The sequence below is a fragment of the Brucella sp. 22210 genome (assembly GCF_052045675.1).
Taxonomy (GTDB): Bacteria; Pseudomonadota; Alphaproteobacteria; order Rhizobiales; family Rhizobiaceae; genus Brucella.
Genome location: NZ_JBQEPD010000003.1, coordinates 302289 through 326422, shown reverse-complemented (window position 1 = coordinate 326422; position 24134 = coordinate 302289). Strand labels below are relative to the sequence as shown.

Below are 24134 nucleotides of genomic sequence, written 5' to 3'. Positions count from 1 at the left end.
TTGCTCAATTCCTCGAAAGTCTGTGCGCTCGCATGTGTTTGGCACATGGGCCGGATTTCAAGGATCTGTTTAACTGCATGGTCCACGCTCATATCCACGCCTTATCAATGGCCGTGGGATCATGCCAAAAAGGATAAAGAAATGGCCCGCTCAGCCCTTCTTAACGTTATGGTACAGGCCGCTATGAAAGCTGGTCGTAACCTTGCCCGCGACTTCGGCGAAGTCCAGAATCTTCAGGTATCCCTCAAGGGCCCCGGCGACTATGTCAGCCAGGCCGACCGCAAAGCGGAACAGATCATCTATACGGAATTGAGCCGCGCCCGCCCGGATTTCGGCTTCCTGATGGAAGAATCCGGCGAGGTGGAAGCCAAGGACGGACAGCATCGCTGGCTGATTGATCCGCTCGACGGCACGACAAATTTCCTGCACGGCATCCCGGTTTTCGCAGTCTCTATCGCTCTTGAGCGTCAGGGACAGATTGTGGCTGGCGTCATCTACAATCCGGCCATGGACGAGCTTTACACCGCTGAACGCGGCGGCGGCGCATTCCTCAACGATCGCCGTCTGCGCGTTGCAGCCCGTAACAAGCTGGTCGATACAGTGATCGGCACCGGCATCCCGCATCTGGGCCGCGGTCATCACGGCCATTATCTGGTTGAACTGCGCAATGTCATGGCTGAAACGGCCGGTGTGCGCCGCATGGGCGCTGCTGCGCTCGACCTCGCTTATGTCGCTGCCGGTCGCCTGGATGGTTTCTGGGAAGATGGCCTCAGCCCATGGGATATCGGCGCGGGCATTCTGATGGTGCGGGAAGCCGGTGGTTTCGTCTCCGACAAGGACGGCGGACAGGACATGTTCGACAAGAAGAACATTGTTGCTGGTAACGAAGCCATTCAGGGCGCGCTTCTCAAGACGCTGAAGAAGCCGATCTGATCCGGATCGCCCTCCTTCTCCCACAAACTGCCTTCAGCGCGCCCTTGGCGCGCTGAAGTTTTTTACAGCTCATTTTTTCCTGCTCAGACGATTCCGCTTCACATAATTATGAAGTAGGCTCCGCATCAAACAGCCGACGATGGAGCGGAGCGCATGAGTGACTTTAGGGAAACGAGAACACGTCTGGATGAGGGACGCGATTATGACCCCTATCGCCTGAGCAGCCCGCGTATTGTTATATTATCCATGGTGATTTTCCTGATCATCGTTGCCTTTCTGGCAGCGGTTCTGATGCGGCAGATCCATACATTCTTCGTCACCAATCCCGGCCTCAACGGCCTCATTCTCGGCGTTTTGCTGGTCGGTATCTTGCTGGCTTTCGGACAGGTTCTGCGCCTTCTGCCGGAGATCCGCTGGGTCAACTCCTTCCGCGATGGTGACCGCGACGGCACCACCCGCCCGCCGGTTCTGCTTGCGCCGATGCGCGCGCTGATCGGGCGTCGCCAGTCCATGGCGCTGTCGACCTCGTCTATGCGCTCAATCCTCGATTCCATCGCCACCCGCCTCGATGAAAGCCGCGACATCTCGCGCTATCTCATCGGACTTCTGGTTTTCCTCGGCCTGCTTGGCACGTTCTGGGGCCTGCTTGAAACGGTTGGCTCCATCGGGCGCACTATCCAGACACTGGACCCAAGCTCCGGTAGCACGGGCGATGTTCTGGATGCGCTGAAGGCCGGATTGCAGGCGCCACTGTCCGGCATGGGCACCGCCTTCTCGTCCTCGCTGTTCGGTCTGTCTGGCTCGCTCATTCTGGGCTTCCTCGACCTGCAGGCAGGTCGTGCGCAGAACCGCTTTTATACCGAGCTGGAAAACTGGCTTTCCTCCGTTACCGATCTAGGCTCCGACCTCAACGCCGAAAACGGACAGGCAGGCGAACTGCATGCGCTGGCCGACCGTCTGAAAACGCAAGGCGGCGACGCCTCAACCCAGCGGACGACCGCAGCCCTTGCCAATCTGGCCGAAGGCATTCAGGGGCTGGTGAAAAGCATGCGCAGCGAACAGCAGATCATGCGCGACTGGGTTGAAAAGCAGGCTGACGAGCAGAAGGCCATTCGCCAGACGCTCGACCGGCTATCCAAGGCGATTGGTACGCCACCACATGAGCGCAAATCTGACCGAACCGATTCCCATCCAAGCGACAAGGCGGAGTAAGCCCCATGGCTCTTGCCCGCAACCGCCGCCAGCAAAGGCATGTCGACTACTGGCCCGGCTTCGTCGATGCGCTGACCACGCTGCTTCTGGCGATCATGTTTCTGCTCACGGTTTTCGTGCTGGCGCAGTTTCTGCTCAGCCGAGAGGTGAACAACAAGGACAGCGTGCTGGCCCGCCTGAACAGCCAGATTCAGGAGCTGACGCAGCTTTTGTCGCTGGAGAAGAGCAATTCGCAGGACATGCAGGACACCATCGCCAATCTGCAAGCCTCGCTGTCCAACGTGGAGAGCGAACGCTCCCGCCTGCAAACGCTGCTGAGCGAAGGCAGTGGTGCTGGGGCAGCCGCTGAAAAGCGCGCCGGCGAACTGTCTGATAGTCTTGATGCGGAAAAGCAGGTCAGCGCCCGGGCGCTCAGCCAGGTGGAACTGTTGAACCAGCAGATTTCCGCCCTGCGTCGACAGATTGCCGCACTGGAAGATGCGCTCAACGCATCGGAAAGCCGTGACCGCGAATCGAACGCCAAAATTGCCGATCTCGGCAAGCGCCTCAATGTGGCGCTAGCCCAGCGCGTACAGGAATTGAACCGCTATCGCTCCGACTTCTTCGGAAGACTGCGTGAAATTCTCTCCGACAAGGACAATATCCGCATTGTCGGCGACCGTTTCGTCTTCCAATCGGAAGTGCTGTTCCCGACCGGATCGTCGGACATCAATCCGGCTGGCGAAGTGGAGATGAAGAAGCTCGCCGACGCCGTTATCGAGCTGAACAAGGAAATCCCGGACGATATCAACTGGGTGCTGCGTGTGGACGGGCACACAGATAATGTGCCGCTCGCCGGTACGGGACGCTTCCGCGACAACTGGGAGCTTTCCTCAGCCCGCGCTACGTCGGTCGTCAAATTCCTGATCGCCAATGGCGTTCCGGCCAACCGCCTCGTTGCGGCAGGCTTCGGCGAATACCAGCCGCTCGAAGCTTCGGATGCTCCAGACGCACGCGCCCGAAACCGTCGTATCGAGCTGAAACTAACCGAGAGATAAAGAAAGGGCGCAGAAGCGCCCTTTTTCTCTAACTCGTTGGATTAATTAATACACCCCTGCCCCGGCCTCGAATTGCAGCTTGGCCAGACGCGCATAGATGCCGCCGCGTTCCACAAGGCTTTGATGGGTGCCTTCTTCAACAATCCGGCCCTTGTCGAGCACGAGAATGCGGTCGGCTTTCAGAACCGTTGCAAGACGGTGCGCAACCACCAGCGTGGTGCGCCCCTGCATGAGACCATCAAGCGCCTTCTGCACCAGCATTTCGCTTTCCGCATCGAGCGCCGAGGTGGCCTCGTCCAGCAACAGGATCGGCGCAGCACGCAGGATGGCGCGGGCAATGGCAATGCGCTGGCGCTGACCGCCGGACAATGTCACGCCGCGCTCACCGACCTCAGTATCGTAGCCATTGGCGAGCGCCATGATGAAATCATGCGCCAGTGCAGCCTTGGCCGCAGCCTCGATTTCCGCATCGCTCGCGCCCGGTCTGCCGAACCCGATATTGTCCCGGATCGAGGTGGCAAAGATCGCCACATCCTGCGGCACCATCGCCACGCGCCCGCGCACGGCTGCGGGATCGGCTTCCGGCAAGGCAACGCCATCCATCAGTATCTTGCCGGACTGTGGATCGTAATAACGCATCACCAGCGAAAACACCGTGCTCTTTCCTGCACCTGACGGGCCAACAATGGCGACCGTTTCGCCGGGTTTGACCGCAAAGCTCACGCCATTGAGCGATGGCGCATCGGGACGCGTCGGATAGGAGAAATAAACGTCATCGAAGACGATCTCGCCACGCGCAGGCTCCGGCAAGGCGACCGGATTGCGAGGAGCGGAAATGTCCGGATCTTCGTCAAGAATTTCGGCAAGGCGCTCTGTGGCACCGGCAGCCTGCGCCAGTTCACCGCCGACCTCCGATAGCGCGCCAAAAGCACTGGCCGCGAAAACGGCATAGAGCACGAACTGGCCGAGCGTACCGGGCGATATGGTGCCGGACAGCACATCGCGCGAGCCGAACCACAGCACCGCCACCACGCTGGAAAAGATCAGGAAGATGGCGAAGGCCGTCAGCACCGCGCGTGCTTTGATCGACGAGCGCGCCGCCTGATAGGCATTTTCCACCGCACGGGCAAAACGCCCGACCACCATGTTTTCATTGGTGAAGGCCTGCAAGGTGCGCATCGCGCCAATCTGCTCGCTGGCATAGGCATTGGCATTGGCAAGCATGTCCTGCGTCAGGCGGGAACGGCGACGCACAGAGCGCCCGAAAGCGATCAGCGGCACGACGATCACCGGAATGGCTGCAATCACCAGCACGGACAGTATCGGGCTGGTGACGACCATCATGGCCAGCGCACCGACGCCCAGAATGACATTGCGCAGCGCCACCGACGCGGTCGCGCCCACCACCGACTTGATCTGCGTCGTATCGGCGGAAAGCCGCGACACGATTTCACCGGACTGCGAACGGTCGAAGAATTCCGGTGAAAGCGCCGTCACATGCGCGAAGACTGCATTGCGCAGATCGGCCACGACCCGCTCACCCAGAGAGATCACGAAGAAATAGCGCAGCCCCGATGCAACAGCCAGAACGAGCGCCAGCAGCACCAGCATTCCGAAATAGTTGTTCACGAAAACGGCGTTGGCGCCGGTGAAGCCGTGATCAATCATGCGGCGCAGCGCGACAGGCACTGCAAGCGTTGTGACCGCAGCCAGAACCAGCGAAAAAAGAGCGCCGATGACCAGCCGCTTGTAGCGGGCGACGAACGGAACCATTCGCCGGAGAGGCTTGAGGGAACGGCGCTTGCGCGCCTCTTCTGCATTCGATTCCGGATTCACACCAGTTGGATTATTATGATCGGCCATTCTTGAGATTGTGCCCTTGTTATTGCCGTGCGCCTGATGTATAGGCTCGGCAACCCTTTTGGAAGCCGTCGCTTGCGGGTGATGGGTCTTCATAAATGCCATTGGGCGAAAGTGCCGCAGTTTTGACATTCAGGCTGCGCTTTTCTTCCAGACTTTCAGGCCAGACTATCAGGATTGAGAAGATGAAAGCCAATATCCATCCCGACTACCACACCATCAAGGTCGTGATGACCGATGGCACCGAATACCAGACCCGTTCGACCTGGGGCAAAGAAGGCGATACGATGAACCTCGATATCGACCCGACCACCCATCCGGCCTGGACTGGCGGTTCGCAGACCCTGCTCGATCGCGGCGGTCGCGTTACGAAGTTCAAGAACCGTTTCGGCAACCTCGGCATCTAATACCGGGTTACCTATTCAAAGAACCCCGCTTCGGCGGGGTTTTTTATTGCCTGCTCTTTGCCGGAAGCGGGCATAAAAAAAACTCCCGGAAAAACTTGGGTTTTGGCCGGGAGTTTCGAGAATCCATGAGCGTTGAAAATCAGGCGCTCAGCTTTTCCATCACTTCGTCGCTGACTTCGAAGTTGGTGTAGACGTTCTGCACGTCGTCGTCATCTTCAAGCGTGTTGAGAAGCTTGAGAACGGAGCGGGCCTTTTCTTCGTCCAGCTCGGTATTGGTCTGTGGCTTCCAGATCGTCTTGATCGATTCGGCTTCGCCAAGGGCTGCTTCAAGCGCCTTCGACACTTCGCCGATATCTTCGAAAGCGCAGATGATGACGTGCTCTTCCTCACCGGACTGCACATCCTCGGCGCCAGCTTCGATGGCCGCTTCCATGACCTTGTCGGCATCGCCGACGGAGGACTTGTAAACGATTTCGCCAACGCGATCGAACATGAAGGAAACCGAGCCGGTTTCGCCCAGCGCGCCGCCAGACTTGGTGAAGGCTGCGCGGACGTTGGATGCGGTGCGATTGCGGTTGTCGGTCAGTGCTTCAACGATGACCGAAACGCCCCCGGGGCCGCGGCCCTCATAGCGCACTTCATCATAGTTTTCGCCGTCATTGCCGGCAGCCTTCTTGATAGCGCGCTCGATGTTGTCCTTGGGCATCGACTGCGCCTTGGCGTTCTGGATCGCCAGACGCAGGCGCGGATTCATCGTCGGGTCAGGCAGACCCTGCTTGGCGGCGACGGTAATTTCGCGTCCGAGCTTGGAAAACATTTTCGACCGCACGGCGTCCTGACGGCCCTTGCGGTGCATGATGTTCTTAAACTGTGAATGGCCAGCCATGGCACCCCTGTTCTGTTCTAATCAACGCGCACGGAAGAGCGTTACGCATGAACAGACAATCTCACGCAGAGAGTATCACGCAGGCGGGGCCGCAAGTCCGGCCACAATGCTTTCCGTGCAGAATGGCGGCGTTATAAGGAATTGAGCCTCATTCGTCCAGCAAAAGCGCGGATCGATGCCCGCACCTGTCAAAAAATTCAATAGTGCTCGACCGGCGCGACAAAGCAGCTTATCGATAAAACCATGAATCAACGCCCGCAAGACCCGTCCCCAAAGGCCCCGAACGAGACCATCGCTGCCCGCATCAGCCGTGTTCTGGCCGACCGCATCATCGAAGGGGAAATCGAGCCGGGCACCAAATTGCGGCAGGATCACATCGCCGAAGAGTTCCAGACCAGCCATGTGCCGGTGCGTGAGGCTTTTCGGCGGCTGGAGGCGCAAGGGCTTGCCGTTTCGGAGCCGCGCCGGGGCGTGCGGGTCGCATCCTTCGACATCAGCGAGATTCGGGAAGTGGCAGAAATGCGCGCAGCGCTTGAAGTGCTGGCCTTGCGGCACGCGGCCCCGCACATCACCCGCGCCACGCTCGATGCTGCGGAACGCGCGACGCTCGACGGCGACAAGTCACGGGATGTACGCAGCTGGGAAGACGCCAACCGGCGCTTTCACCGGCTCATTCTGGAACCCTGCCGGATGCCGCGTCTGCTCGCTGCCATTGACGACCTGCATGCGGCCAGCGCGCGGTTTCTGTTTGCGACCTGGCGGTCGGAATGGGAAGCCCGCACCGATCATGATCACCGGGCGATTCTCGATGCCCTTCGCAAGAATGACATAGACCACGCCGCCGCCATTCTCGCCCGTCATGTGCAATGGATCGGGCACCGCCCAGTCAGAACGGCTTCCGGCAAGGTGCGCGATTCTTTTGCGATTGTGGGCTAAAGCACATCCCGAAAAGTGCGAAGCGGTTTTCGGATAAGATGTGCGCCAAAAACAAGCAGCTAGAGCGATTGCGACGATTCAATCACCGCTGGAACCGCTCTAGCGCCAGAATTCGGGGATTGTTTCTTCCAGACGTGCGCCTATGCGGAGTGGTGCTGCTTTTTCGGCAAGGCCAGTGCGGTCAGATATCTCGATACCAACGCCGCAGATGGTTGCCGGACCATTGGCCGCTTCGAAACGTCCTTTCGGCACCTTGGACAGAAAACGGTTAAGCGGCTCTTCCTTGTCCATACCGAGCGAAGAATCGTAATCGCCGCACATGCCGGCATCCGACATATAGGCCGTGCCGTTGCGCAAGATCTGGCAATCGGCGGTCGGCACATGCGTATGCGTTCCAACGACAGCACTGGCGCGACCATCGACGAAATGGCCGAAGCACTGCTTCTCGCTGGTTGCCTCCGCATGGAAATCGAAGAAAACGGCATCCGCCTGCTCGCCCAGAGGGCAGGCTTCGAGGATTTTCTCCGCCGCGATGAACGGATCATCCAGATCAGGATGCATGAAGACGCGCCCCATGACATTGGAGACGAGCACGCGGGCGCCGTTCTTGGCAATGTAAAGCCCCTCGCCCTTGCCTGCCGTTCCTTTCGGAAAATTGGCTGGGCGCAGGAAGCGATCCTCGCGCTTGGAGAAATCGAGCGCCTCGCGCTGATCCCAGACGTGATTGCCCGTTGTCACGACATCCGCGCCAGCGCGGATCGTTTCATGGAAAATCTCTTCGGTAATGCCAAAACCGCCCGCGGCGTTCTCGCCGTTGACGATCACGAAGTCCAGCTTCAGATCGGAAATCAGCCCCGGCAGCTTTTCATACACTGCCGTGCGCCCCGACCGACCCACCATGTCACCAAGAAAAAGCAATCTCATGAGATGAGCCTTATAAGCCTGCGCCCAGCGAACGCAAGCCGCTCTCCGTCAGTATCTGATTGAGCGCGATATCGTGCGGCTCATCGGGCACACGCTCCAATTCCTGACAGTCATAGGCCATGCCGATAAGCAGCGGCTGCAAATCGCGCTCGGCAAAGCGCGCCAACGCGCGATCATAATGTCCAGCACCATAACCGAGGCGATGCCCGCGCCGGTCGAAACCGGCAAGCGGCATCAGCATGATGACCGGGTCGACCAGCGGCGCCCGCGCATCGGGGCCCATGGTGCCAAAGCCAGTTTGCACCAGCTGCGCATCGGGCAAAAACTCGCGAAAGGCAATCGTTTCCTTGTCCAGCACGACCGGCAGGCAGAGCCTTGCGCCCTTGCCCCGCAAGACGGACAAAAGCGGACGCGGATCGATTTCAGAGCGGATCGGCCAATAGCCCGCCACCAGCGTTCCCTTGGGAATGACCAGCGCCTCTTCGCCATGTTTTGCAGCGGCCAGCGATGCTTCATATTGAAAGCGCGGATCCAGCGCATCACGACGGGCAAGCACGGCACGCCGCAGCGCCTGTTTTTCCTGACTGCTTTCCGGTTTCGTTGCTGCCATCCCCAAAACCTCTCCGCTTGCATAATCCGACTATAACAGTGGAACCGCAATGAGACGATCCGTCAAGTGATGGATCAGACAGCCTCCGCAATCCGCTCCGACCGGTCACGGATGACCTTCAGCACCACGCCATGGAAATCGTTGAGAAACACCTTGCCCCACAGGTCGCAATAGAAGTCGATCGGGGTTGCAATGCGATAATGCGTGGTCAGCGTCAGACGGGTGCGGCCATCGGGCAAAGGTTCCAGCCGGTAATCGCCATTGGCCAGTTGCAGATAGCTGCTGTTCACCTTGATATGGGCTTCGACGGCAGAGGGAATGGAGCCCGGCGCGAAACGGAAATCCCAGGCCAGCAGGCGGTTTTCTTCCCACTGCGTCACGATCTCCTGAAAGTTCACCCCGCGCGTCCACTGCAACTGACGCACGGCGCCAACACCCTCGCCTTCAATACGCGCATCGACCGGCTGCGGGACGCCCAGAACGCCGTGACTGAACGTCCAGGACAGTTCATCCGCGCGCACAGTGCGGATTTCGACGGTTTGCTTCCACACCACTTCCGGCGGCGCGGCAATGTCGATCACAGTCGTGACCGACCCGTCATGTGGGGCATAGTTGACGTGAAGCTCGGCTGGAAAAACAACCAGCGGCAGGGCGATCACCAGCATCGTTGAGCGGCGCGAGCGCAGCTTGCGGATGATCCACAAGGTCAATGTCGAGCCCAGTGTCGAGAACACAACGAAGAAGGGCGCGGCCATGGCGACGCAGATGCCCGCTTCGCGAAACAGCACCATACTCACCACGACAAGCACACCGATGATGGCCCAACCCATGCGGACATGCCGCCACAGGTCTTTTTCGGCCCGCGGGTCCGCCAGACAGGACGCAAGGCTCGCAACCGCCATCGGCAGCAGCATGAGACCGGCGAAGAACGGCATCGCGTCGTCGGCCACACCGGACCAGATCAGCATGTATAAAATCAGGCCATAGATGAAAGCCACCGGCACGGCGACCGACAGTCTCTCAAACGGGCGAGGTGTATGGGGAGGCGTGGCTTGGGGCGTTTCCATCAGAACATGCGAATAATTGAATGTTATCGCATGTTTACGGTCAATACGCAGAGCAGATCAAGTCTTGGGGACTTAATTTGCATTAGTATTGCAAGATGAAAGGAAAGCGGCGACCACGACAACCGATGGTAGTGATTGATCCCGGGAACCTACAAAGTAGGTGGGCACCATATGCGAAAGCCCGCAAGCCTTCACAGGGACAGTTCCCTTAGAGATCAATAAGGCCCCGGGGATGCTGTTACACCTGTCGGGAAGCGCAGTACGCCGCTGATGAATATAGTCGCTCGTGACGGGCTGCGCCAGTGGTCCGCAAGCTTTCGCCACGAATTCTTTTCAGAAAATTCAGAAGGGGCTTATGAGCCAGCGCGCGGTGCGATGCGCGACGCCACCTGTTCCAGACGCGATGCGACATCCGACAGCATGCCGGTCAGCGCCGCATCGTTGCTGTCAGCGCGGCCAAGCGCTTCATCGCGCGCGCGGCGCAGCGTTTCAACTTCGCTCTCCAGACCATTGATGCGCTTCTGCATCTCGGCCATCTCGTCCATCACCATGATCCCGGCCATGACAGTCAGGCGCAGATCGCCGATCTCTCCGAAAGACGATTTGAGATGCGTGACATATTGATCGAAACGGTCGGCAAGTCCGCTGAGGTGCTCTTCCTGCCCCTCATCGCACGCCATGCGATAAGCCTTGCCATCGATGGTTACGGTAACGGTCGCTATGATAGCCTCCTATCGATCCAGAACGGCGCGGATGGTTTCCATCGCCGTGACAAGGCGCCGCGATACTTCGCGGTTGGCAGCTTCAAGCCGTTCAGCACGGGCTTCGGACTGGTCGAGTTCCTGAGCGAGACGGCTGCGGTCAGCATTCATGCGCTGCACCTCTTCCTCGGCCTCGGCGAAATCGCCTTCCTTGTCCAGCCGCAGATCAACCGCGCCTTCGAGCGTGTTGAGTGCTTTTTCCAGCCGTTCCAAAACGTGCCTGAGGGTCGCTTCGGGTGCCATCCATGTCCTTTCTGACGCCTTTTACCGGCATCGAATCGCGTCTGCCGGACAGGCCTCTTTGAAAAGATTGTAATAATCGACCGCCGGATAAGCAACAAATGAGGTGTCCATATGAGCTTTCATGCACCGTTAATCGGTGCAAAAATGGCATTTAAGGGATTGCCGCGTCGCTTTCCACAGAACTCAATCGATTAGTCGCAGACAGTTTATTACCCAAAAGCCACGCATTTATTGACTCCTCATGCGCAGGTGCTATGTGTCCCGGTGCCTTCTGGAGTACGGACCCGAAAAACGGAGGACGGTTTTCGGCGCCATTCGTGCTCAGCCAAAAGGCATCGCCGCAACCCCGTTAAACCCTCCCATGGAAAGACGGCTGAGACCATGAGCAATTCCGACAAACAGAACCAGTTGGCCAACGCGATCCGCTTCCTCTCGATGGATGCGGTTGAGAAAGCCAATTCCGGCCATCCCGGCCTGCCGATGGGCGCAGCTGACATAGCGACGACGCTTTACACCCGCTTCCTTTCGCACGACCCGCAGAACCCGCATTGGCCGGATCGCGACCGTTTCGTGCTTTCCGCCGGTCACGGCTCGATGCTGCTTTATTCGCTGCTCTATCTTTCGGGCTACGAAGACATCACCATCGATGAAATCAAGAATTTCCGCCAGCTCGGCGCGCGTACCGCCGGTCACCCGGAATACGGCCATGCAGCCGGCATCGAAACGACGACCGGCCCGCTCGGCCAGGGCATTGCCAATGCCGTCGGCATGGCGCTCTCCGAACGCATCCTGAACGCACAGTTCGGCGACAGCCTCGTCAACCACTACACCTATACGCTTGTCGGCGACGGCTGCCTCATGGAAGGCATCAGCCAGGAAGCCATTGCGCTTGCCGGTCACCTGAAGCTCAGCAAGCTGATCGTCTTCTGGGACGACAACAATATTTCCATCGACGGCCCGATCTCGATCGCCGACAACACCAACCAGCCTGCCCGTTTCGCCGCTTCCGGCTGGAACACGCTGGCCGTTGACGGTCACGATCAGGACGCCATTGCCAAGGCAATCGAACTGGCCAAGGTTTCCGACAAGCCGACCCTGATCGCCTGCAAGACGACCATCGGCTTCGGCGCACCGAACAAGGCCGGCACCAACAAGGTGCATGGTTCGCCGCTCGGCGCTGACGAAATCGCAGCCACCCGCAAGTCGCTTGGCTGGTCGGCAGAACCTTTCGTCGTTCCGGCTGAAATTCTGGACGCATGGCGCGTGGCTGGCCTCAACGCCGCCAAGAAGCGCCAGGAATGGGAAAAGCGCTTTGCCGCTGCCGATCCGGAAACCCGTGCGGAATTCGAACGCCGCATGCGTGGCGATCTGCCTGCCGGTTTCGATGCAGCCATCGTCGAATACAAGAAGAAGCTTTCCGCTGAGAAGCCGAAGGTCGCCACCCGCAAGTCTTCGGAAATGGCGCTGGAAGTCATCAACGGCATCGTACCGGAAACCATCGGCGGCTCTGCCGACCTTACCGGTTCGAACAACACCAAGACCAGCCAGACCAAGGCTGTCACGCCGGAAAATTACGGCGGCCGTTATGTCCATTACGGCATCCGCGAACTCGGCATGTCGGCTGCCATGAACGGTATCACGCTGCATGGCGGCCTGATCCCTTATTCCGGCACCTTCCTGACCTTCTCGGATTATGCACGTCCGGCCATGCGTCTGTCCTCGCTGATGGGCATTCGCGTCATCTATGTCATGACGCATGATTCCATCGGTCTGGGTGAAGATGGCCCGACCCATCAGCCAGTTGAACATCTGGCAGCACTGCGCGCCATTCCGAACCACAATGTCTTCCGTCCGGCTGACGCTGTGGAAACGGCGGAATGCTGGCAGATCGCCCTGCATTCGACCAAGACCCCGTCCACGCTGGCCCTGACCCGTCAGAACCTGCCGGTCGTCCGCACCGAGCATCGCGAAGAAAACCTCTCCGCTTACGGCGCTTACGAACTGGCGACCGCCAGCGACGAAGCCAAGGTGACGATCTTCGCCACCGGCTCGGAAGTGGAAATCGCGCTCAAGGCCCGCGACCTTCTCGAAGGCAAGGGCATTGCCACGCGCGTTGTCTCGGTACCGTGCTTCGAACTGTTCGAAGGCCAGAGCGATGCCTACAAGCAGGCAACCATCGGCAATGCGCCGGTCAAGCTTGCCATCGAAGCGGCAATCTCGCTCGGCTGGGAACGCTTCATCGGTGAAAACGGCGTGTTTATCGGCATGAAGGGCTTCGGCGCTTCGGGCGAGATCAACGATCTCTACAAGCATTTCGGCATCACGGCGGAACACGCCGCTGAAGCCGCGGAAAAGAAGCTTAACGCCGCAGCATGATTTTTGAACGCCGGCGTCTCAAAAACGCCGGCGTTTAAGTTTCCGGTCAGTGCCGCGCGGGATTCGTCCGAATGCCCCGCACCGGCTGAATTATGAAGCACTGCAAGTGCAGTATCCTATCGGGAGATTTACAGAAAATGGCAGTCCGCGTCGCAATCAACGGTTTTGGCCGCATTGGCCGCAATGTTCTCCGCGCCATCGTGGAATCGGGCCGCACCGACATTCAGGTCGTCGCGATCAACGATCTCGGCCCGGTGGAAACCAATGCGCATCTTCTGCGCTATGACAGCGTCCATGGCCGTTTCCCCAAGGAAGTAAAGGTCGCAGGCGACACCATCGACGTCGGCTATGGTCCGATCAAGGTACATGCCGTTCGCAACCCGACCGAACTGCCGTGGAAGGAAGAAGGCGTCGACATCGCGCTCGAATGCACCGGCATCTTCACAGCACGTGACAAGGCGGCCATGCATCTCGAAGCTGGCGCAAAGCGCGTCATCGTTTCGGCTCCTGCTGACGGCGCCGACCTCACGGTCGTTTACGGCGTCAACCACGACAAGCTCACCAAGGAACATCTAGTCATCTCCAACGCCTCCTGCACCACCAACTGCCTTGCACCGGTGGCACAGGTTCTCAACGACGCCATCGGCATCGAAAAAGGCTTCATGACCACGATCCACTCCTACACGGGCGACCAGCCGACGCTGGACACCATGCACAAGGATCTCTACCGCGCCCGCGCGGCTGCCCTGTCCATGATCCCGACCTCGACCGGTGCAGCCAAGGCTGTTGGTCTCGTTTTGCCGGAACTGAAGGGTAAGCTGGACGGCGTCGCCATCCGCGTACCGACCCCGAATGTCTCGGTTGTTGACCTGACCTTCATCGCCAAGCGTTCGACCACCGTGCAGGAAATCAACGACGCGATCCGCGCCGCTGCCAATGGCCGCCTCAAGGGCATCCTCGGCTACACGGACGAGCCGCTGGTTTCGCACGACTTCAACCACGATCCGCATTCCTCGGTCTTCCATATGGACCAGACCAAGGTCATGGACGGCACCATGGTTCGTATCCTGTCGTGGTACGACAATGAATGGGGCTTCTCCAACCGTATGGGCGACACTGCCGTCGCTCTCGGCAAGCTGATCTAAGCCTCGTGGCCTGACTATGTTTCGCGCCCTTCTCCCCACTGTCGCCCGCTGGCGTCCGCTGGAAGGAGAAGGGCTCGAACATTTGAATCTTGCGCCCTCGGGCCGCAATATTCACGCCGAAAGCGTGGTGATCGGCAATCGCGGCGGCGATGCTTACGGCGTCCGCTATAGCATTGACTGCGACAGCACCTGGCGCGTTCTTCATTTCCTTATCGAGACAACATCCGGCCAGAAGCTGGAACTTTCCTCCGATGGCGAAGGCCATTGGCACACGATGAACGGCGATTCTCTGCCGGAATTCGACGGTTGTATCGATATCGATCTGGCAGGAACGCCCTTCACCAACTCACTGCCAATACGCAGGCTTGGCCTGACACCGGAAAGCGGCACCGTTCAGCTCGACATGCTTTATGTGCCGTTCGACAGTTTTCAGCCGCTGCGCGACCGTCAGCGTTACAGCTGTCTGGAAGAAGGCAGACTCTATCGTTACGCGGCGGCGGACCGCACTTTCACCGCCGATCTGCCCGTCGATGAAGACGGGCTTGTGACCGATTATCCAACCCTTTTCCAGCGTCTGCCCGTTTAAGCCGTACGATCAAACAGATCGTTGCTTTGCGAAGCGCCGGAACAAGCCAGGGAGAAAACTTATGGGTTTCCGCACTCTCGACGATGCCGACGTCAAATCCAAACGCGTTCTGGTCCGCGTTGACCTCAACGTGCCGATGGCCGACGGACAGGTGACCGACCTCACCCGTATCGAGCGCATCGTTCCAACGATTGCCGAACTGTCAAAGAAGGGCGCAAAGGTCATTCTGCTCGCCCATTTCGGTCGCCCGAAAGGCGTTGCTTCCGACGAAAATTCGCTGAAGCATGTCGTGAAGCCGCTCGCCAAGGTTCTCGGCCACGGCGTTCATTTCGCGGAAGACAGCATCGGCGACAAGGCCAAGGCCGCTGTCGACGCGCTGAAGGACGGTGACGTTCTGCTGCTGGAAAACACCCGTTTCCACAAGGGCGAAGAAAAGAACGATCCCGAATTCGTCAATGCGCTGGCCGCCAATGGCGATCTCTATGTCAATGACGCCTTCTCGGCTGCCCACCGCGCCCATGCTTCGACCGAAGGTCTGGCCCATGTGCTGCCCGCTTTTGCCGGTCGCGCCATGCAGGCTGAACTTGAAGCACTGGAAAAAGGCCTCGGCAATCCGGCCCGTCCGGTTGTCGCCATTGTCGGCGGCGCCAAGGTCTCGACCAAGCTCGACCTCCTGTCGAACCTCATCGAAAAAGTCGATGCGCTGGTGATCGGCGGCGGCATGGCCAACACCTTCCTCGCGGCTCAGGGCCACGATGTCGGCAAGTCGCTCTGCGAACATGATCTCGCCCATACAGCGCGTGAAATCATGGCCAAGGCCGAAACGACCAAATGCGCCATCATCCTGCCGGTCGATGCGGTTGTGGGCTGGCACTTTGCTGCCGACACGCCAAACAAGACCTATGGCGTCGATGCTGTGCCAAGCGACGGCATGATTCTCGATGCAGGCGCATTGTCGACCGATCTGATTGCTTCGGCTATCGATGATGCGGCAACGCTGGTCTGGAACGGCCCGCTCGGCGCATTCGAGTTGCGCCCGTTCGATACGGCAACGGTCAAGACCGCGAAACACGTCGCGGCCCGCACCAAGGCTGGCAAGCTTGTTTCGGTCGGCGGCGGCGGCGATACGGTTGCAGCGCTGAACCATGCCGGTGTGGCCGACGACTTCACCTATATCTCGACAGCAGGCGGCGCTTTCCTCGAATGGATGGAAGGCAAGCCGCTTCCGGGTGTCGATGTACTCAAGAAGTAAAGCATTTCCAGCAAAAGTGCGAAGCGGTTTCGCGCGGGAAGTTGCGTATGAACAAATGAAAAGGCCCCGTTTCCGGGGCCTTTTCATTTCTGGATTTGGTCACAATTTCGGCGTCAGTTTCAAAAGGCGTCCGGGATTATCATCTTCGATCACCCAGATCGCTCCGTCTGGGCCAACAGTTACATCGCGGATGCGATTGCCCATATCGAAGCGCTGCGCCTCGTCGGGCTGGCCTTTACCATCGAATGACACTCGCACCAGTGCCATGGATGAAAGACCGGCAATCAGGGCCGAACCATCCCAGGATTTGAACATATCGCCCTTGTAGAAGACCAGACCGCCCGGTGAAATCACCGGCGTCCAGTACAGCAACGGCGCTTCGAATTCCGGTCGGGTACTATGACGCGGGATCGGCCTGCCGCTATAATTGTCGCCATTGGAAACAAGCGGCCAGCCATAATTGAGGCCGGGCTTGATCAGATTGAATTCATCACCGCCCCTTGGACCCATCTCGTTTTCCCAGAGCTTGCCGTCCGGCGCAAAGGCCAGCCCGTAGGGATTGCGGTGGCCGGTCGTCCAGGTCAGGCCGCGGATACCACCCTCGCTCGCATGGGGATTGTCTTCCGGCACAGACCCATCGAGATTCATGCGCAGGATCTTGCCCATGGGGGCTTTGGCATCCTGTGCGGTGGCAGGCTGCATGCGTTCACCGACCGAAAGGAACAAGTGCTTGCCGTCCGGCGCGAAGGCGATCTTTCCGCCCGGCTGCCCGCCCTTGGCAACCACATCCTGCTTCCACAGCGTGGTCACGTCTTCGAGCGCGGCCTTGCCGTCGCTCTCCGCCAGTATGGCCCGCGCCAGCACAACACTGCTTCCGCCTTCAGCCGGCTCGTTATAGGTAAAATAAAGCGCCTTGGTCTTCGCAAAATCTGGCGCTGGCTCCACATCCAGCAAACCGTTTTGTCCGCTATAGGCGACCTTGGGCACACCGGACACTTCAGTCTTTTTGCCCGCCTCGGTGGCGATAAACATCTTCCCGGGTTTTTCGGTCACAACCAGACGGCCATCGGGCAGGAAGGCAATTGCCCATGGCGTGTTGAACTCCGCAACGCTTGTGACGTTGAAGGGCAGTTCGGCCTCGGCTTTCCGGTCGCCCGCATTGATGCTGGCGGACCAGGCGGAATGGATCGGAACAGATGCCACCGATGCGGCGAGTGCAAACAGCAGACTGAGGTGAGCGGCGCGCATGTCTTCTCCTCGGAGGCTTTGACGATGAGAATGGCAGGTTATTGTTACATGGGGTCTTGTCGCCGAGATGAAACCCCTCATCGAAAAAACCTTGAACGGGCCTCGTCTGACAGACGGTAAGAAAACTTGTCCAATCTAAATCGTTTAAAAAAATTTCAATCGTTTCAATCGGTTGCGCTGCCATTTGTTTTACCGAACACTTCTGCTATCGGCGGTGAGCCATTAATTTCCGATGCCGGCGGAAGCCACTTCCGGTCGGCCTGGCCTGTAGAGGAGCTTTACGAATGACCGAACGTCTCGAAGATATTGCGATTGCCATGGTCGCTTCCGGAAAGGGCATTCTGGCCGCTGATGAAAGCTCCGGAACCATCAAGAAGCGCTTCGATTCGATCAATCTGACGTCCACGGAAGATGCGCGCCGCGATTATCGCGAGATGCTCTTCCGCGCCGACGATGCGATGAAGAACTACATTTCCGGCGTCATCCTTTACGATGAAACCATCCGCCAGAAAGCCAAGGACGGCACGCCGCTCGCAGAGATCATCCGCAATGCGGGTTCGATTCCGGGCATCAAGGTCGATGCTGGCGCAAAGGCGCTGGCCGGTTTCCCGGGTGAAACCATCACCGAAGGTCTGGACGGCCTGCGCGAACGCCTGAACGAATATTACGGTCTCGGCGCACGTTTCGCCAAATGGCGCGGCGTCATCGCCATTGCCAATGGCGTTCCGACCTGGGGCGCGATCAAGCAGAATGCACAGGCGCTGGCGCGCTATGCAGCGCTTTGCCAGGAAGCTGGCATTGTGCCAATCGTCGAGCCGGAAGTTCTGATGGACGGCAAGCCGGGCGATCACAACATCGACCGCTGCTATGAAGTAACCGAACTGGTTCTGAAGACCGTTTTCGCCGAGCTTTATGACGCCCGCGTCAAGCTAGAAGGCATGATCCTCAAGCCGAACATGGTCATCGACGGCAAGAATGCCCGCAAGGCATCGGTCGAGGAAGTTGCAGAAAAGACCGTGCGTTGCCTCAAGGCGACCGTACCGGCAACCGTTCCGGGCATCGCCTTCCTTTCGGGCGGTCAGTCCGACGAAGAAGCAACCGCGCATCTCTCGGCCATGAATGCCGGCTACGATATGCCCTGGCAGCTGACCTTCTCTTACGGTCGTGCTCTTCAGGCAGCAGCGCTTCAGGCATGGGGCGGCAAGCCGGAGAATGTTGCTGCTGGTCAGCGCGCCTTCACGCACCGCGCCCGCATGAACGGCCTTGCCGCAACCGGCGGCTGGAAAAAAGAACTCGAAAAGGCTGCCTGATCCATTTCAGAGCCAGAGACATGAAGAAAAGCCCGGTTTCAACCGGGCTTTTTTACGATTCGCGGAAATGAAAGCCGACAGCCAGCGCCATGACAAACAAGGCGATGACGGCAATTTTCCAGAAATCGCCGCGACGCTTCAATCCCGGCAAGCCGAGCGGTTTGATGATGTGCAGTCCCATCAGCAGGACAAGCAGCACAGGCAGAACTTTGGTCACGGCGACACCTCTCCCCTCCTTGTGACGCAGGTGCCTGCAAGCTGCAAGCACTCTTGCTGAAGCGCATCTCGAAAAATGCAAAGCGCCATTCGGTCAAGATGCGCGTAAAAACAAACAATTAGACCGCCCTCAAAATGCCGTCGCTTTATGTTCCGATCTTCATCTTAAGTCCCATGGACGAAGCTTTATGGCTCGGCGTAAATTAAGGATGGAGGAGATGAAAGCGCACCGTGAAATCCGGGAGGATTTCGGTCTGAGGAGGCCGCTAGCGCGCTGACATCTGATGAAAAATCGCACCATGAAACGCCCCTCATACGGGCGGTGACGGGCGCGTGTTTCTGGGAGGAACAGCATGACTTCGAAATATGCCGAAACCTATGCCGCCTGGCAGGCCGGTCCCGAGCGTTTCTGGGCGGAAGCCGCGCAGGCGATCGACTGGTTCAAGCCATGGAATCAGGTTTTTGCAGGAGACGAAGGCGTCTATGGCCGCTGGTTCACCGGCGCGGAATGCAACACCTGCTACAATACGCTCGACCGTCACGTCGCCAATGGGCGCGGCGATCAGCTTGCGCTAATCTATGAAAGCCCCGTCACCGGCAAGGTGCGCAAAATCACCTATAGCGAACTGCTGGAGGAAGTGGAGGCGCTCTCCGCTGTCATGCTCGACAACGGCGTGACGAAGGGCGACCGCGTCCTGATCTATATGCCGATGGTGCCTGAAGCTGCCGTCGCCATGCTCGCATCCGCGCGAATCGGCGCTGTGCATTCCGTCGTTTTTGGTGGTTTCGCCGCCAATGAACTCGCAACGCGCATCGACGACGCCAAGCCCGTGATGATCATTGCCGGTTCCTGCGGCATCGAGCCGACGCGCGTGGTGCCCTATCAGGATATGCTCGACAAGGCCATTGCAACCGCCCATCACAAGGTCGGCCATTGCATCATCTTGCAACGCGAACAATATGCGCACGCCCCCGTTGAAGGACGCGATATCGATTACAAAACCGCCGTTGACGCGGCGCGCGGCCGCCACATCCCCTGTACGCCAGTCGCCGCGACCGATCCTCTCTATGTGCTCTATACGTCCGGCACCACCGGCGAGCCGAAAGGCGTGGTGCGCGACAATGGCGGGCACATGGTGGCGCTGGCCTGGTCGCTCAAACACGTTTTCGGCGTGGAACCGGGGCAGGTTTTCTGGGCGGCCTCGGATGTCGGCTGGGTGGTCGGTCACTCCTATATCGTCTATGCGCCGCTGCTGGCTGGAGCCACGACGATCCTGTTCGAAGGCAAGCCCATCGGCACGCCGGATGCGGGCACCTATTGGCGCATTATCGCCGAACATGGTGTGGAGGTGATGTTCACCGCGCCAACGGCGCTGCGCGCCATCAAGAAGGAAGATGCCGACGGTCACTTCGTCCGCAAATATGACCTGTCGAAATTCCGCGCATTGTTTCTGGCGGGTGAACGCGCCGATCCGGACACGATCCACTGGGCGGAAAACCTGATCGGACGCCCGGTGATCGATCACTGGTGGCAGACCGAAAGCGGCTGGCCGATGGTCGCCAATCCGCTTGGCCTCGGTCTTCTGGAAACGAAATATGGATCGCCTGCGGTCTGTCTTCCGGGCTATGATATCCGTGTGCTGGACGATGAAGGTCACGAGGTCGAACGCGGCCAGCTCGGCAATATCCTGATCAAGCTGCCGCTGCCGCCCGGCTGCCTGCCGACACTGTGGAATGCCGATGAGCGCTTCAGATTAGCTTATCTCGCGGAGTTCCCCGGCTATTACAAAACCGCCGATGCCGGATATATGGATAGTGACGGCTATCTCTACATCATGAGCCGCACCGACGACATCATCAATGTCGCGGGCCATCGTCTGTCGACGGGCGCGATGGAAGAGGTCCTTTCCAGTCATCCCGATGTGGCGGAATGCGCGGTACTCGGCATCTCCGATCCGGTCAAGGGTCAGGCGCCTTGCGGCTTTCTGGTGCTGAAATCCAATATCGACCGCGATACTAGCGAGGTCGAAAAGGAATGTGTGGCCATGGTTCGCGATGCTATCGGCCCGGTCGCAGCCTTCCGGCTGGCCTTGACCGTCAAGCGCCTGCCCAAGACCCGTTCCGGCAAGATCCTGCGCTCGACCATCCAGAAAATCGCCGATGGCGAAACATGGAAAATGCCCGCCACCATCGAAGACCCGGCGGTTCTCGATGAAATCAGCACGATCCTGCGCGAACGTCACATCGGCATGGCCTTCGCCTGAGCCTTGTAGCGGCATCAGACCCAAACTATTGACCGGCGGTTTTCGCCGGTCCACTCTCCGCGCGAAACGGAGAACAGACCATGCAGCTTGAAGGCAAGGTAGCCATCGTCACCGGTGCTGCCCGCGGTATTGGCTATGCCATCGCAAAACGCTTCCTCATGGACGGCGCCAGCGTCGTTCTTTCAGATATCGACACCACGGCAACCTTGCAGGCGGTCAAGGACCTCGAACAATTCGGCGATGTGCGCGCCATGGCGGCGGATGTCGGCGACAAGCTCGATATCCATAATCTGATGACCTTCACCGTCACCAATCTCGGCGAGATCGATATTCTCGTCAACAATGCCGGTATCGTGCACAAGGCGGATTTTCTCGACCTCAAGGAAGAGGATTTCGACCGCGTCATGCGCGTCAATCTGAAGGGCGCATTCCTGTGCGGACAGGCTGTCGCCAAGCGCATGGTCGCCCGTGTGGAAGCCGGTGGCGAAGCAGGCACGATCATCAACATGTCATCGATCAACGCCATTTTCGGACTGCCAGAACAGCTCGCCTATTCCGTCTCCAAAGGCGGGCTGAGCCAGCTGACACGCACCATGGCCGTGGCACTCGCGAAATGGGGCATCCGCGTCAACGCCATCGGTCCCGGCTCCATCCAGACGGACATGCTGTCGGCAGTGAACACCGACGCCGAGGCGCGCAAAACGATTCTGTCACGCACGCCGCTTGGCCGAATCGGAGAACCGGCGGAAATTGCATCCATCGCCTCGTTTCTCGCATCGCGGGACGCCAGTTATATCACCGGCCAGACGATCTATGCCGATGGCGGACGTCTGCCGCTCAGCTATATGGCCGAACCACGTTTCAAACCGTAAGCGCTTGCGATGCGCTCGCACCGATACCTATATATTAGCGACATAATAATATCGCTTTGCTCCTGACAGAAAGCTGTCAGGAGGGGTGTGCGATAGTGTTTCCCTAAGGATGAGGGAGATCAACTATGGCACTCGCAATCGCACCGCTGATCGCAATCTTGAGGGAATACAGGCGCAGGCATGATGAGCGCCGCCGTTACGTCCGCACCGAACGCGCACTGGACGGTTTGCCGAAAGATTTGCGCAAGGATTTGGGCTGGCCGGATCGCTATCTGGAACAGCGCAAGACCAAATATTGCAACGGAGAGTAAACCCGGAATGCGCAGAGCAGACCGTCTTTTCCAGATCGTTCAGCACCTGCGCGGTGGCAGGCTTGTCACCGCGCGCCAGCTTGCCGAACGGCTGGAAGTCTCCGAACGAACCATCTATCGCGACATATCCGACCTGCAATCAACCGGTGTTCCGATCGATGGCGAGGCTGGTGTCGGCTATATATTGCGGCAGGGTTTCGAGCTGCCGCCGCTGATGTTCACGCGTGATGAAATCGTTGCGCTGGTAGCGGGTGCGCGCCTCATCCGCGCCTGGGGCGGTGTATCCATGGCGCGCGGCGCCGAAGAAGCTTTGGTCAAGATCGAGGCCGTGCTGCCCAAGGAAGAGCGCGCGCGGATCACCGGCACACAAATCCACGCCCCTACTGCCAGAATCAGTATCGACGAGCGCCGCATCATCGACGCTGTTGAGCGCGCGGTTGACGAAAGCAGCGTGCTCAATATCCGCTACCGTGATCTCGAAGCCCGCGAGAGTGAGCGCGATATTCGCCCGCTCGGCCTGTGGTTCTGGGGCAAGGTATGGACCGTGATCGGCTGGTGCGAGCTGCGCAATGCGTTCCGCACCTTCCGCACCGACCGCATTGTCGAGGCAAGCGAAGCTGGACGCCGGTTTCGGGCCGAGCGCGGCAAGACACTGGCCGACTTCTACCGCCTGATGGAAATGAGCGAGTACAACGCGTTCAAGGACTGAAACGCAGCATAATAAAAAACCCGCCGAACCGGCGGGTTTTTTGATCACTTGTTACGAAGATTATTCTTCGTCTTCGTCGGTGTTCGTGCCCTTGAGGGACGAGAGCTTCGCGAAAACCTTGTCCGCGTCGAGTTCTTCTTCTGCAGCTGGCTCGTCGCGATAATCGAAGTTTTCCGTTGCGGAAGCTGGCAACAGCGTGCTGTCGGATTCCGGTGCAGCCGGACGATTGCGCGCTGCGCGTTCGACTTCAATGTCGAGATCGATCTGCGAGCAAAGGCCGAGCGTGACCGGGTCCATCGCCGTCAGATTGGCGGAGTTCCAGTGCGAACGGTTGCGGATCTGTTCGATGGTCGACTTGGTCGTGCCGATCAGGCGCGAAATCTGCGCATCCTTCAGTTCAGGATGATTGCGCACCAGCCAGAGAATCGCGTTCGGGCGGTCCTGACGCTTCGACAGCGGCGTGTAGCGTGGGCCCTTGCGCTTGGCTTCAGGAACGCGAACCTTCGGGTCGGCAAGCTTCAGACGGTAGTACTGGTCCTTTTCGCCCTTCGCGATTTCCTCGCGCGAAAGCTGTCCTGTAATGACCGGATCGAGACCCTTGATACCCTGCGAGGCTTCGCCATCGGCAATCGCCTTCACTTCCAGCGGATGCAGCTTGCAGAAAGCTGCAATCTGATCAAACGACAGAGCCGTATTATCGACAAGCCAGACGGCCGTTGCCTTCGGCATAAGAAGCTGAGTGGCCATTAGATATAATCCTTCTGTTCGTCCGCTCCGGTGGCGCGGGACGTGGAAAAAACCACAATTTCCGGGAAATCACGGCCTATATATAGGTTTTTTGGCAGCAGGGCAAGAATGCGCTGAAGCCGTCACAACAATCTGTGCGTGATTTCCCAATTGCGGCCATGACGAGCCGAAAATGGCGGGGTTTGAGCAGCTGAAGCGCAAAACCACACCATTTGCAGGCCG

At 58.8% G+C, this 24134-nt stretch carries 24 protein-coding genes and 1 other RNA gene; 14 read left to right on the top strand and 11 right to left on the bottom strand.

The features are described 5' to 3' along the window. Window positions 1-141 precede the first annotated feature (141 nt). From ACTJKP_RS06480 to ACTJKP_RS06470, 3 genes are all read left to right on the top strand, one after another. Window positions 142-933, top strand: a complete 792-nt coding sequence (locus ACTJKP_RS06480) for an inositol monophosphatase family protein (protein ID WP_078339487.1) — start codon at window positions 142-144, stop codon at window positions 931-933. 153 nt (window positions 934-1086) lie between these two features. Beyond that, window positions 1087-2145 (top strand): MotA/TolQ/ExbB proton channel family protein, encoded by a 1059-nt coding sequence (locus ACTJKP_RS06475; RefSeq protein WP_078339488.1) that lies wholly within the window; start codon window positions 1087-1089, stop codon window positions 2143-2145. Window positions 2146-2150: 5 nt separating this feature from the next. Further along, the gene (locus tag ACTJKP_RS06470; RefSeq protein WP_078339489.1) at window positions 2151-3182 is read left to right on the top strand and encodes a peptidoglycan -binding protein; all 1032 of its coding nucleotides are present in this window, start codon (window positions 2151-2153) and stop codon (window positions 3180-3182) included. A 45-nt stretch (window positions 3183-3227) separates the two neighbouring features. Here the strand turns inward: ACTJKP_RS06470 and ACTJKP_RS06465 are convergent, their stop codons facing one another. Then, entirely contained in the window at window positions 3228-5147 is a 1920-nt protein-coding gene (locus ACTJKP_RS06465) for an ABC transporter transmembrane domain-containing protein (RefSeq protein WP_440630063.1), read from the bottom strand. A gap of 80 nt (window positions 5148-5227) precedes the next feature. On the opposite strand from ACTJKP_RS06465, the gene rpmE reads away from it, so the two are divergent. Beyond that, window positions 5228-5449 carry a 50S ribosomal protein L31 gene (rpmE, locus tag ACTJKP_RS06460; RefSeq protein ID WP_078339491.1) on the top strand — a complete coding sequence of 74 codons (222 nt, stop codon included), beginning with the start codon at window positions 5228-5230 and terminating at the stop codon, window positions 5447-5449. A 139-nt stretch (window positions 5450-5588) separates the two neighbouring features. On the opposite strand, the gene ACTJKP_RS06455 is transcribed toward rpmE, so the two are convergent. Further along, on the bottom strand, window positions 5589-6335 hold the full coding sequence (locus ACTJKP_RS06455) for a YebC/PmpR family DNA-binding transcriptional regulator (protein WP_078339492.1): 747 nt from the start codon (window positions 6333-6335) through the stop codon (window positions 5589-5591). Window positions 6336-6578: 243 nt separating this feature from the next. Between ACTJKP_RS06455 and ACTJKP_RS06450 the strand changes: the two genes are divergently transcribed. Beyond that, complete coding sequence (locus tag ACTJKP_RS06450; protein ID WP_078339493.1) at window positions 6579-7271, top strand: GntR family transcriptional regulator; 693 nt, start codon at window positions 6579-6581, stop codon at window positions 7269-7271. 99 nt (window positions 7272-7370) lie between these two features. Here the strand turns inward: ACTJKP_RS06450 and ACTJKP_RS06445 are convergent, their stop codons facing one another. The 6 genes from ACTJKP_RS06445 to ACTJKP_RS06420 form a co-directional block, all read right to left on the bottom strand. Continuing rightward, window positions 7371-8195: a TIGR00282 family metallophosphoesterase gene (locus tag ACTJKP_RS06445; protein WP_078339494.1), complete on the bottom strand. Its 825-nt coding sequence runs from the start codon at window positions 8193-8195 to the stop codon at window positions 7371-7373. Between the two features lie 10 nt (window positions 8196-8205). Continuing rightward, window positions 8206-8805, bottom strand: a complete 600-nt coding sequence (locus ACTJKP_RS06440) for a 5-formyltetrahydrofolate cyclo-ligase (RefSeq protein WP_138786410.1) — start codon at window positions 8803-8805, stop codon at window positions 8206-8208. 74 nt (window positions 8806-8879) lie between these two features. After that, the gene (locus tag ACTJKP_RS06435; RefSeq protein ID WP_440630062.1) at window positions 8880-9872 is read right to left on the bottom strand and encodes an SRPBCC family protein; all 993 of its coding nucleotides are present in this window, start codon (window positions 9870-9872) and stop codon (window positions 8880-8882) included. Between the two features lie 107 nt (window positions 9873-9979). Continuing rightward, a non-coding RNA gene (gene ssrS / locus ACTJKP_RS06430) (6S RNA) lies at window positions 9980-10138 on the bottom strand. Window positions 10139-10225: 87 nt separating this feature from the next. After that, complete coding sequence (locus ACTJKP_RS06425; RefSeq protein WP_078339497.1) at window positions 10226-10594, bottom strand: cell division protein ZapA; 369 nt, start codon at window positions 10592-10594, stop codon at window positions 10226-10228. A 9-nt stretch (window positions 10595-10603) separates the two neighbouring features. Then, window positions 10604-10876, bottom strand: a complete 273-nt coding sequence (locus ACTJKP_RS06420) for a DUF4164 domain-containing protein (protein ID WP_078339498.1) — start codon at window positions 10874-10876, stop codon at window positions 10604-10606. Between the two features lie 381 nt (window positions 10877-11257). Here ACTJKP_RS06420 and tkt point away from each other — a divergent pair, with 381 nt between their 5' ends. The 4 genes from tkt (at window position 11258) to ACTJKP_RS06400 (ending at window position 16235) form a co-directional block, all read left to right on the top strand. Next, window positions 11258-13252 (top strand): transketolase, encoded by a 1995-nt coding sequence (gene tkt, locus ACTJKP_RS06415; protein ID WP_151590124.1) that lies wholly within the window; start codon window positions 11258-11260, stop codon window positions 13250-13252. Between the two features lie 137 nt (window positions 13253-13389). Next, the gene (gap, locus tag ACTJKP_RS06410; protein ID WP_440630061.1) at window positions 13390-14397 is read left to right on the top strand and encodes a type I glyceraldehyde-3-phosphate dehydrogenase; all 1008 of its coding nucleotides are present in this window, start codon (window positions 13390-13392) and stop codon (window positions 14395-14397) included. A gap of 16 nt (window positions 14398-14413) precedes the next feature. Further along, on the top strand, window positions 14414-14983 hold the full coding sequence (locus ACTJKP_RS06405) for a putative glycolipid-binding domain-containing protein (RefSeq protein ID WP_440630060.1): 570 nt from the start codon (window positions 14414-14416) through the stop codon (window positions 14981-14983). 61 nt (window positions 14984-15044) lie between these two features. Beyond that, window positions 15045-16235 (top strand): phosphoglycerate kinase, encoded by a 1191-nt coding sequence (locus ACTJKP_RS06400; RefSeq protein WP_440630059.1) that lies wholly within the window; start codon window positions 15045-15047, stop codon window positions 16233-16235. A 99-nt stretch (window positions 16236-16334) separates the two neighbouring features. Here the strand turns inward: ACTJKP_RS06400 and ACTJKP_RS06395 are convergent, their stop codons facing one another. After that, the gene (locus ACTJKP_RS06395; RefSeq protein ID WP_440630058.1) at window positions 16335-17483 is read right to left on the bottom strand and encodes a PQQ-dependent sugar dehydrogenase; all 1149 of its coding nucleotides are present in this window, start codon (window positions 17481-17483) and stop codon (window positions 16335-16337) included. Window positions 17484-17767: 284 nt separating this feature from the next. Between ACTJKP_RS06395 and ACTJKP_RS06390 the strand changes: the two genes are divergently transcribed. Then, entirely contained in the window at window positions 17768-18793 is a 1026-nt protein-coding gene (locus ACTJKP_RS06390) for a class I fructose-bisphosphate aldolase (RefSeq protein ID WP_138786417.1), read from the top strand. Between the two features lie 52 nt (window positions 18794-18845). Here ACTJKP_RS06390 and ACTJKP_RS06385 read toward each other — a convergent pair whose 3' ends face one another. Further along, window positions 18846-19010: a hypothetical protein gene (locus ACTJKP_RS06385; protein ID WP_171058803.1), complete on the bottom strand. Its 165-nt coding sequence runs from the start codon at window positions 19008-19010 to the stop codon at window positions 18846-18848. Window positions 19011-19362: 352 nt separating this feature from the next. Here ACTJKP_RS06385 and ACTJKP_RS06380 point away from each other — a divergent pair, with 352 nt between their 5' ends. The 4 genes from ACTJKP_RS06380 (at window position 19363) to ACTJKP_RS06365 (ending at window position 23165) form a co-directional block, all read left to right on the top strand. Beyond that, window positions 19363-21273, top strand: a complete 1911-nt coding sequence (locus ACTJKP_RS06380) for a propionyl-CoA synthetase (protein WP_440630057.1) — start codon at window positions 19363-19365, stop codon at window positions 21271-21273. A gap of 80 nt (window positions 21274-21353) precedes the next feature. Then, window positions 21354-22145 (top strand): SDR family NAD(P)-dependent oxidoreductase, encoded by a 792-nt coding sequence (locus ACTJKP_RS06375; protein WP_078339505.1) that lies wholly within the window; start codon window positions 21354-21356, stop codon window positions 22143-22145. Between the two features lie 125 nt (window positions 22146-22270). Beyond that, entirely contained in the window at window positions 22271-22456 is a 186-nt protein-coding gene (locus ACTJKP_RS06370) for a hypothetical protein (protein WP_078339506.1), read from the top strand. Window positions 22457-22463: 7 nt separating this feature from the next. Beyond that, entirely contained in the window at window positions 22464-23165 is a 702-nt protein-coding gene (locus ACTJKP_RS06365) for a helix-turn-helix transcriptional regulator (protein ID WP_078339507.1), read from the top strand. A gap of 60 nt (window positions 23166-23225) precedes the next feature. On the opposite strand, the gene ACTJKP_RS06360 is transcribed toward ACTJKP_RS06365, so the two are convergent. After that, window positions 23226-23912, bottom strand: a complete 687-nt coding sequence (locus ACTJKP_RS06360; protein ID WP_078339508.1) for a DUF1013 domain-containing protein — start codon at window positions 23910-23912, stop codon at window positions 23226-23228. Window positions 23913-24134 lie beyond the last annotated feature (222 nt).

What these genes read in the sequence shown, in the direction of transcription:
- ACTJKP_RS06400 (WP_440630059.1), top strand. Translation starts at nt 15,045, where the DNA reads ATGGGTTTCCGCACTCTCGACGATGCCGACGTCAAATCCAAACGCGTT.
- ACTJKP_RS06360 (WP_078339508.1), bottom strand. Translation starts at nt 23,912, where the DNA reads ATGGCCACTCAGCTTCTTATGCCGAAGGCAACGGCCGTCTGGCTTGTC.
- ACTJKP_RS06480 (WP_078339487.1), top strand. Translation starts at nt 142, where the DNA reads ATGGCCCGCTCAGCCCTTCTTAACGTTATGGTACAGGCCGCTATGAAA.
- ACTJKP_RS06390 (WP_138786417.1), top strand. Translation starts at nt 17,768, where the DNA reads ATGACCGAACGTCTCGAAGATATTGCGATTGCCATGGTCGCTTCCGGA.
- ACTJKP_RS06370 (WP_078339506.1), top strand. Translation starts at nt 22,271, where the DNA reads ATGGCACTCGCAATCGCACCGCTGATCGCAATCTTGAGGGAATACAGG.
- rpmE (WP_078339491.1), top strand. Translation starts at nt 5,228, where the DNA reads ATGAAAGCCAATATCCATCCCGACTACCACACCATCAAGGTCGTGATG.
- ACTJKP_RS06420 (WP_078339498.1), bottom strand. Translation starts at nt 10,876, where the DNA reads ATGGCACCCGAAGCGACCCTCAGGCACGTTTTGGAACGGCTGGAAAAA.
- ACTJKP_RS06435 (WP_440630062.1), bottom strand. Translation starts at nt 9,872, where the DNA reads ATGGAAACGCCCCAAGCCACGCCTCCCCATACACCTCGCCCGTTTGAG.
- ACTJKP_RS06380 (WP_440630057.1), top strand. Translation starts at nt 19,363, where the DNA reads ATGACTTCGAAATATGCCGAAACCTATGCCGCCTGGCAGGCCGGTCCC.
- ACTJKP_RS06470 (WP_078339489.1), top strand. Translation starts at nt 2,151, where the DNA reads ATGGCTCTTGCCCGCAACCGCCGCCAGCAAAGGCATGTCGACTACTGG.
- ACTJKP_RS06440 (WP_138786410.1), bottom strand. Translation starts at nt 8,805, where the DNA reads ATGGCAGCAACGAAACCGGAAAGCAGTCAGGAAAAACAGGCGCTGCGG.
- ACTJKP_RS06365 (WP_078339507.1), top strand. Translation starts at nt 22,464, where the DNA reads ATGCGCAGAGCAGACCGTCTTTTCCAGATCGTTCAGCACCTGCGCGGT.
- ACTJKP_RS06405 (WP_440630060.1), top strand. Translation starts at nt 14,414, where the DNA reads ATGTTTCGCGCCCTTCTCCCCACTGTCGCCCGCTGGCGTCCGCTGGAA.
- ACTJKP_RS06475 (WP_078339488.1), top strand. Translation starts at nt 1,087, where the DNA reads ATGAGTGACTTTAGGGAAACGAGAACACGTCTGGATGAGGGACGCGAT.
- ACTJKP_RS06375 (WP_078339505.1), top strand. Translation starts at nt 21,354, where the DNA reads ATGCAGCTTGAAGGCAAGGTAGCCATCGTCACCGGTGCTGCCCGCGGT.
- tkt (WP_151590124.1), top strand. Translation starts at nt 11,258, where the DNA reads ATGAGCAATTCCGACAAACAGAACCAGTTGGCCAACGCGATCCGCTTC.
- gap (WP_440630061.1), top strand. Translation starts at nt 13,390, where the DNA reads ATGGCAGTCCGCGTCGCAATCAACGGTTTTGGCCGCATTGGCCGCAAT.
- ACTJKP_RS06450 (WP_078339493.1), top strand. Translation starts at nt 6,579, where the DNA reads ATGAATCAACGCCCGCAAGACCCGTCCCCAAAGGCCCCGAACGAGACC.
- ACTJKP_RS06445 (WP_078339494.1), bottom strand. Translation starts at nt 8,195, where the DNA reads ATGAGATTGCTTTTTCTTGGTGACATGGTGGGTCGGTCGGGGCGCACG.
- ACTJKP_RS06465 (WP_440630063.1), bottom strand. Translation starts at nt 5,147, where the DNA reads ATGGCATTTATGAAGACCCATCACCCGCAAGCGACGGCTTCCAAAAGG.
- ACTJKP_RS06455 (WP_078339492.1), bottom strand. Translation starts at nt 6,335, where the DNA reads ATGGCTGGCCATTCACAGTTTAAGAACATCATGCACCGCAAGGGCCGT.
- ACTJKP_RS06395 (WP_440630058.1), bottom strand. Translation starts at nt 17,483, where the DNA reads ATGCGCGCCGCTCACCTCAGTCTGCTGTTTGCACTCGCCGCATCGGTG.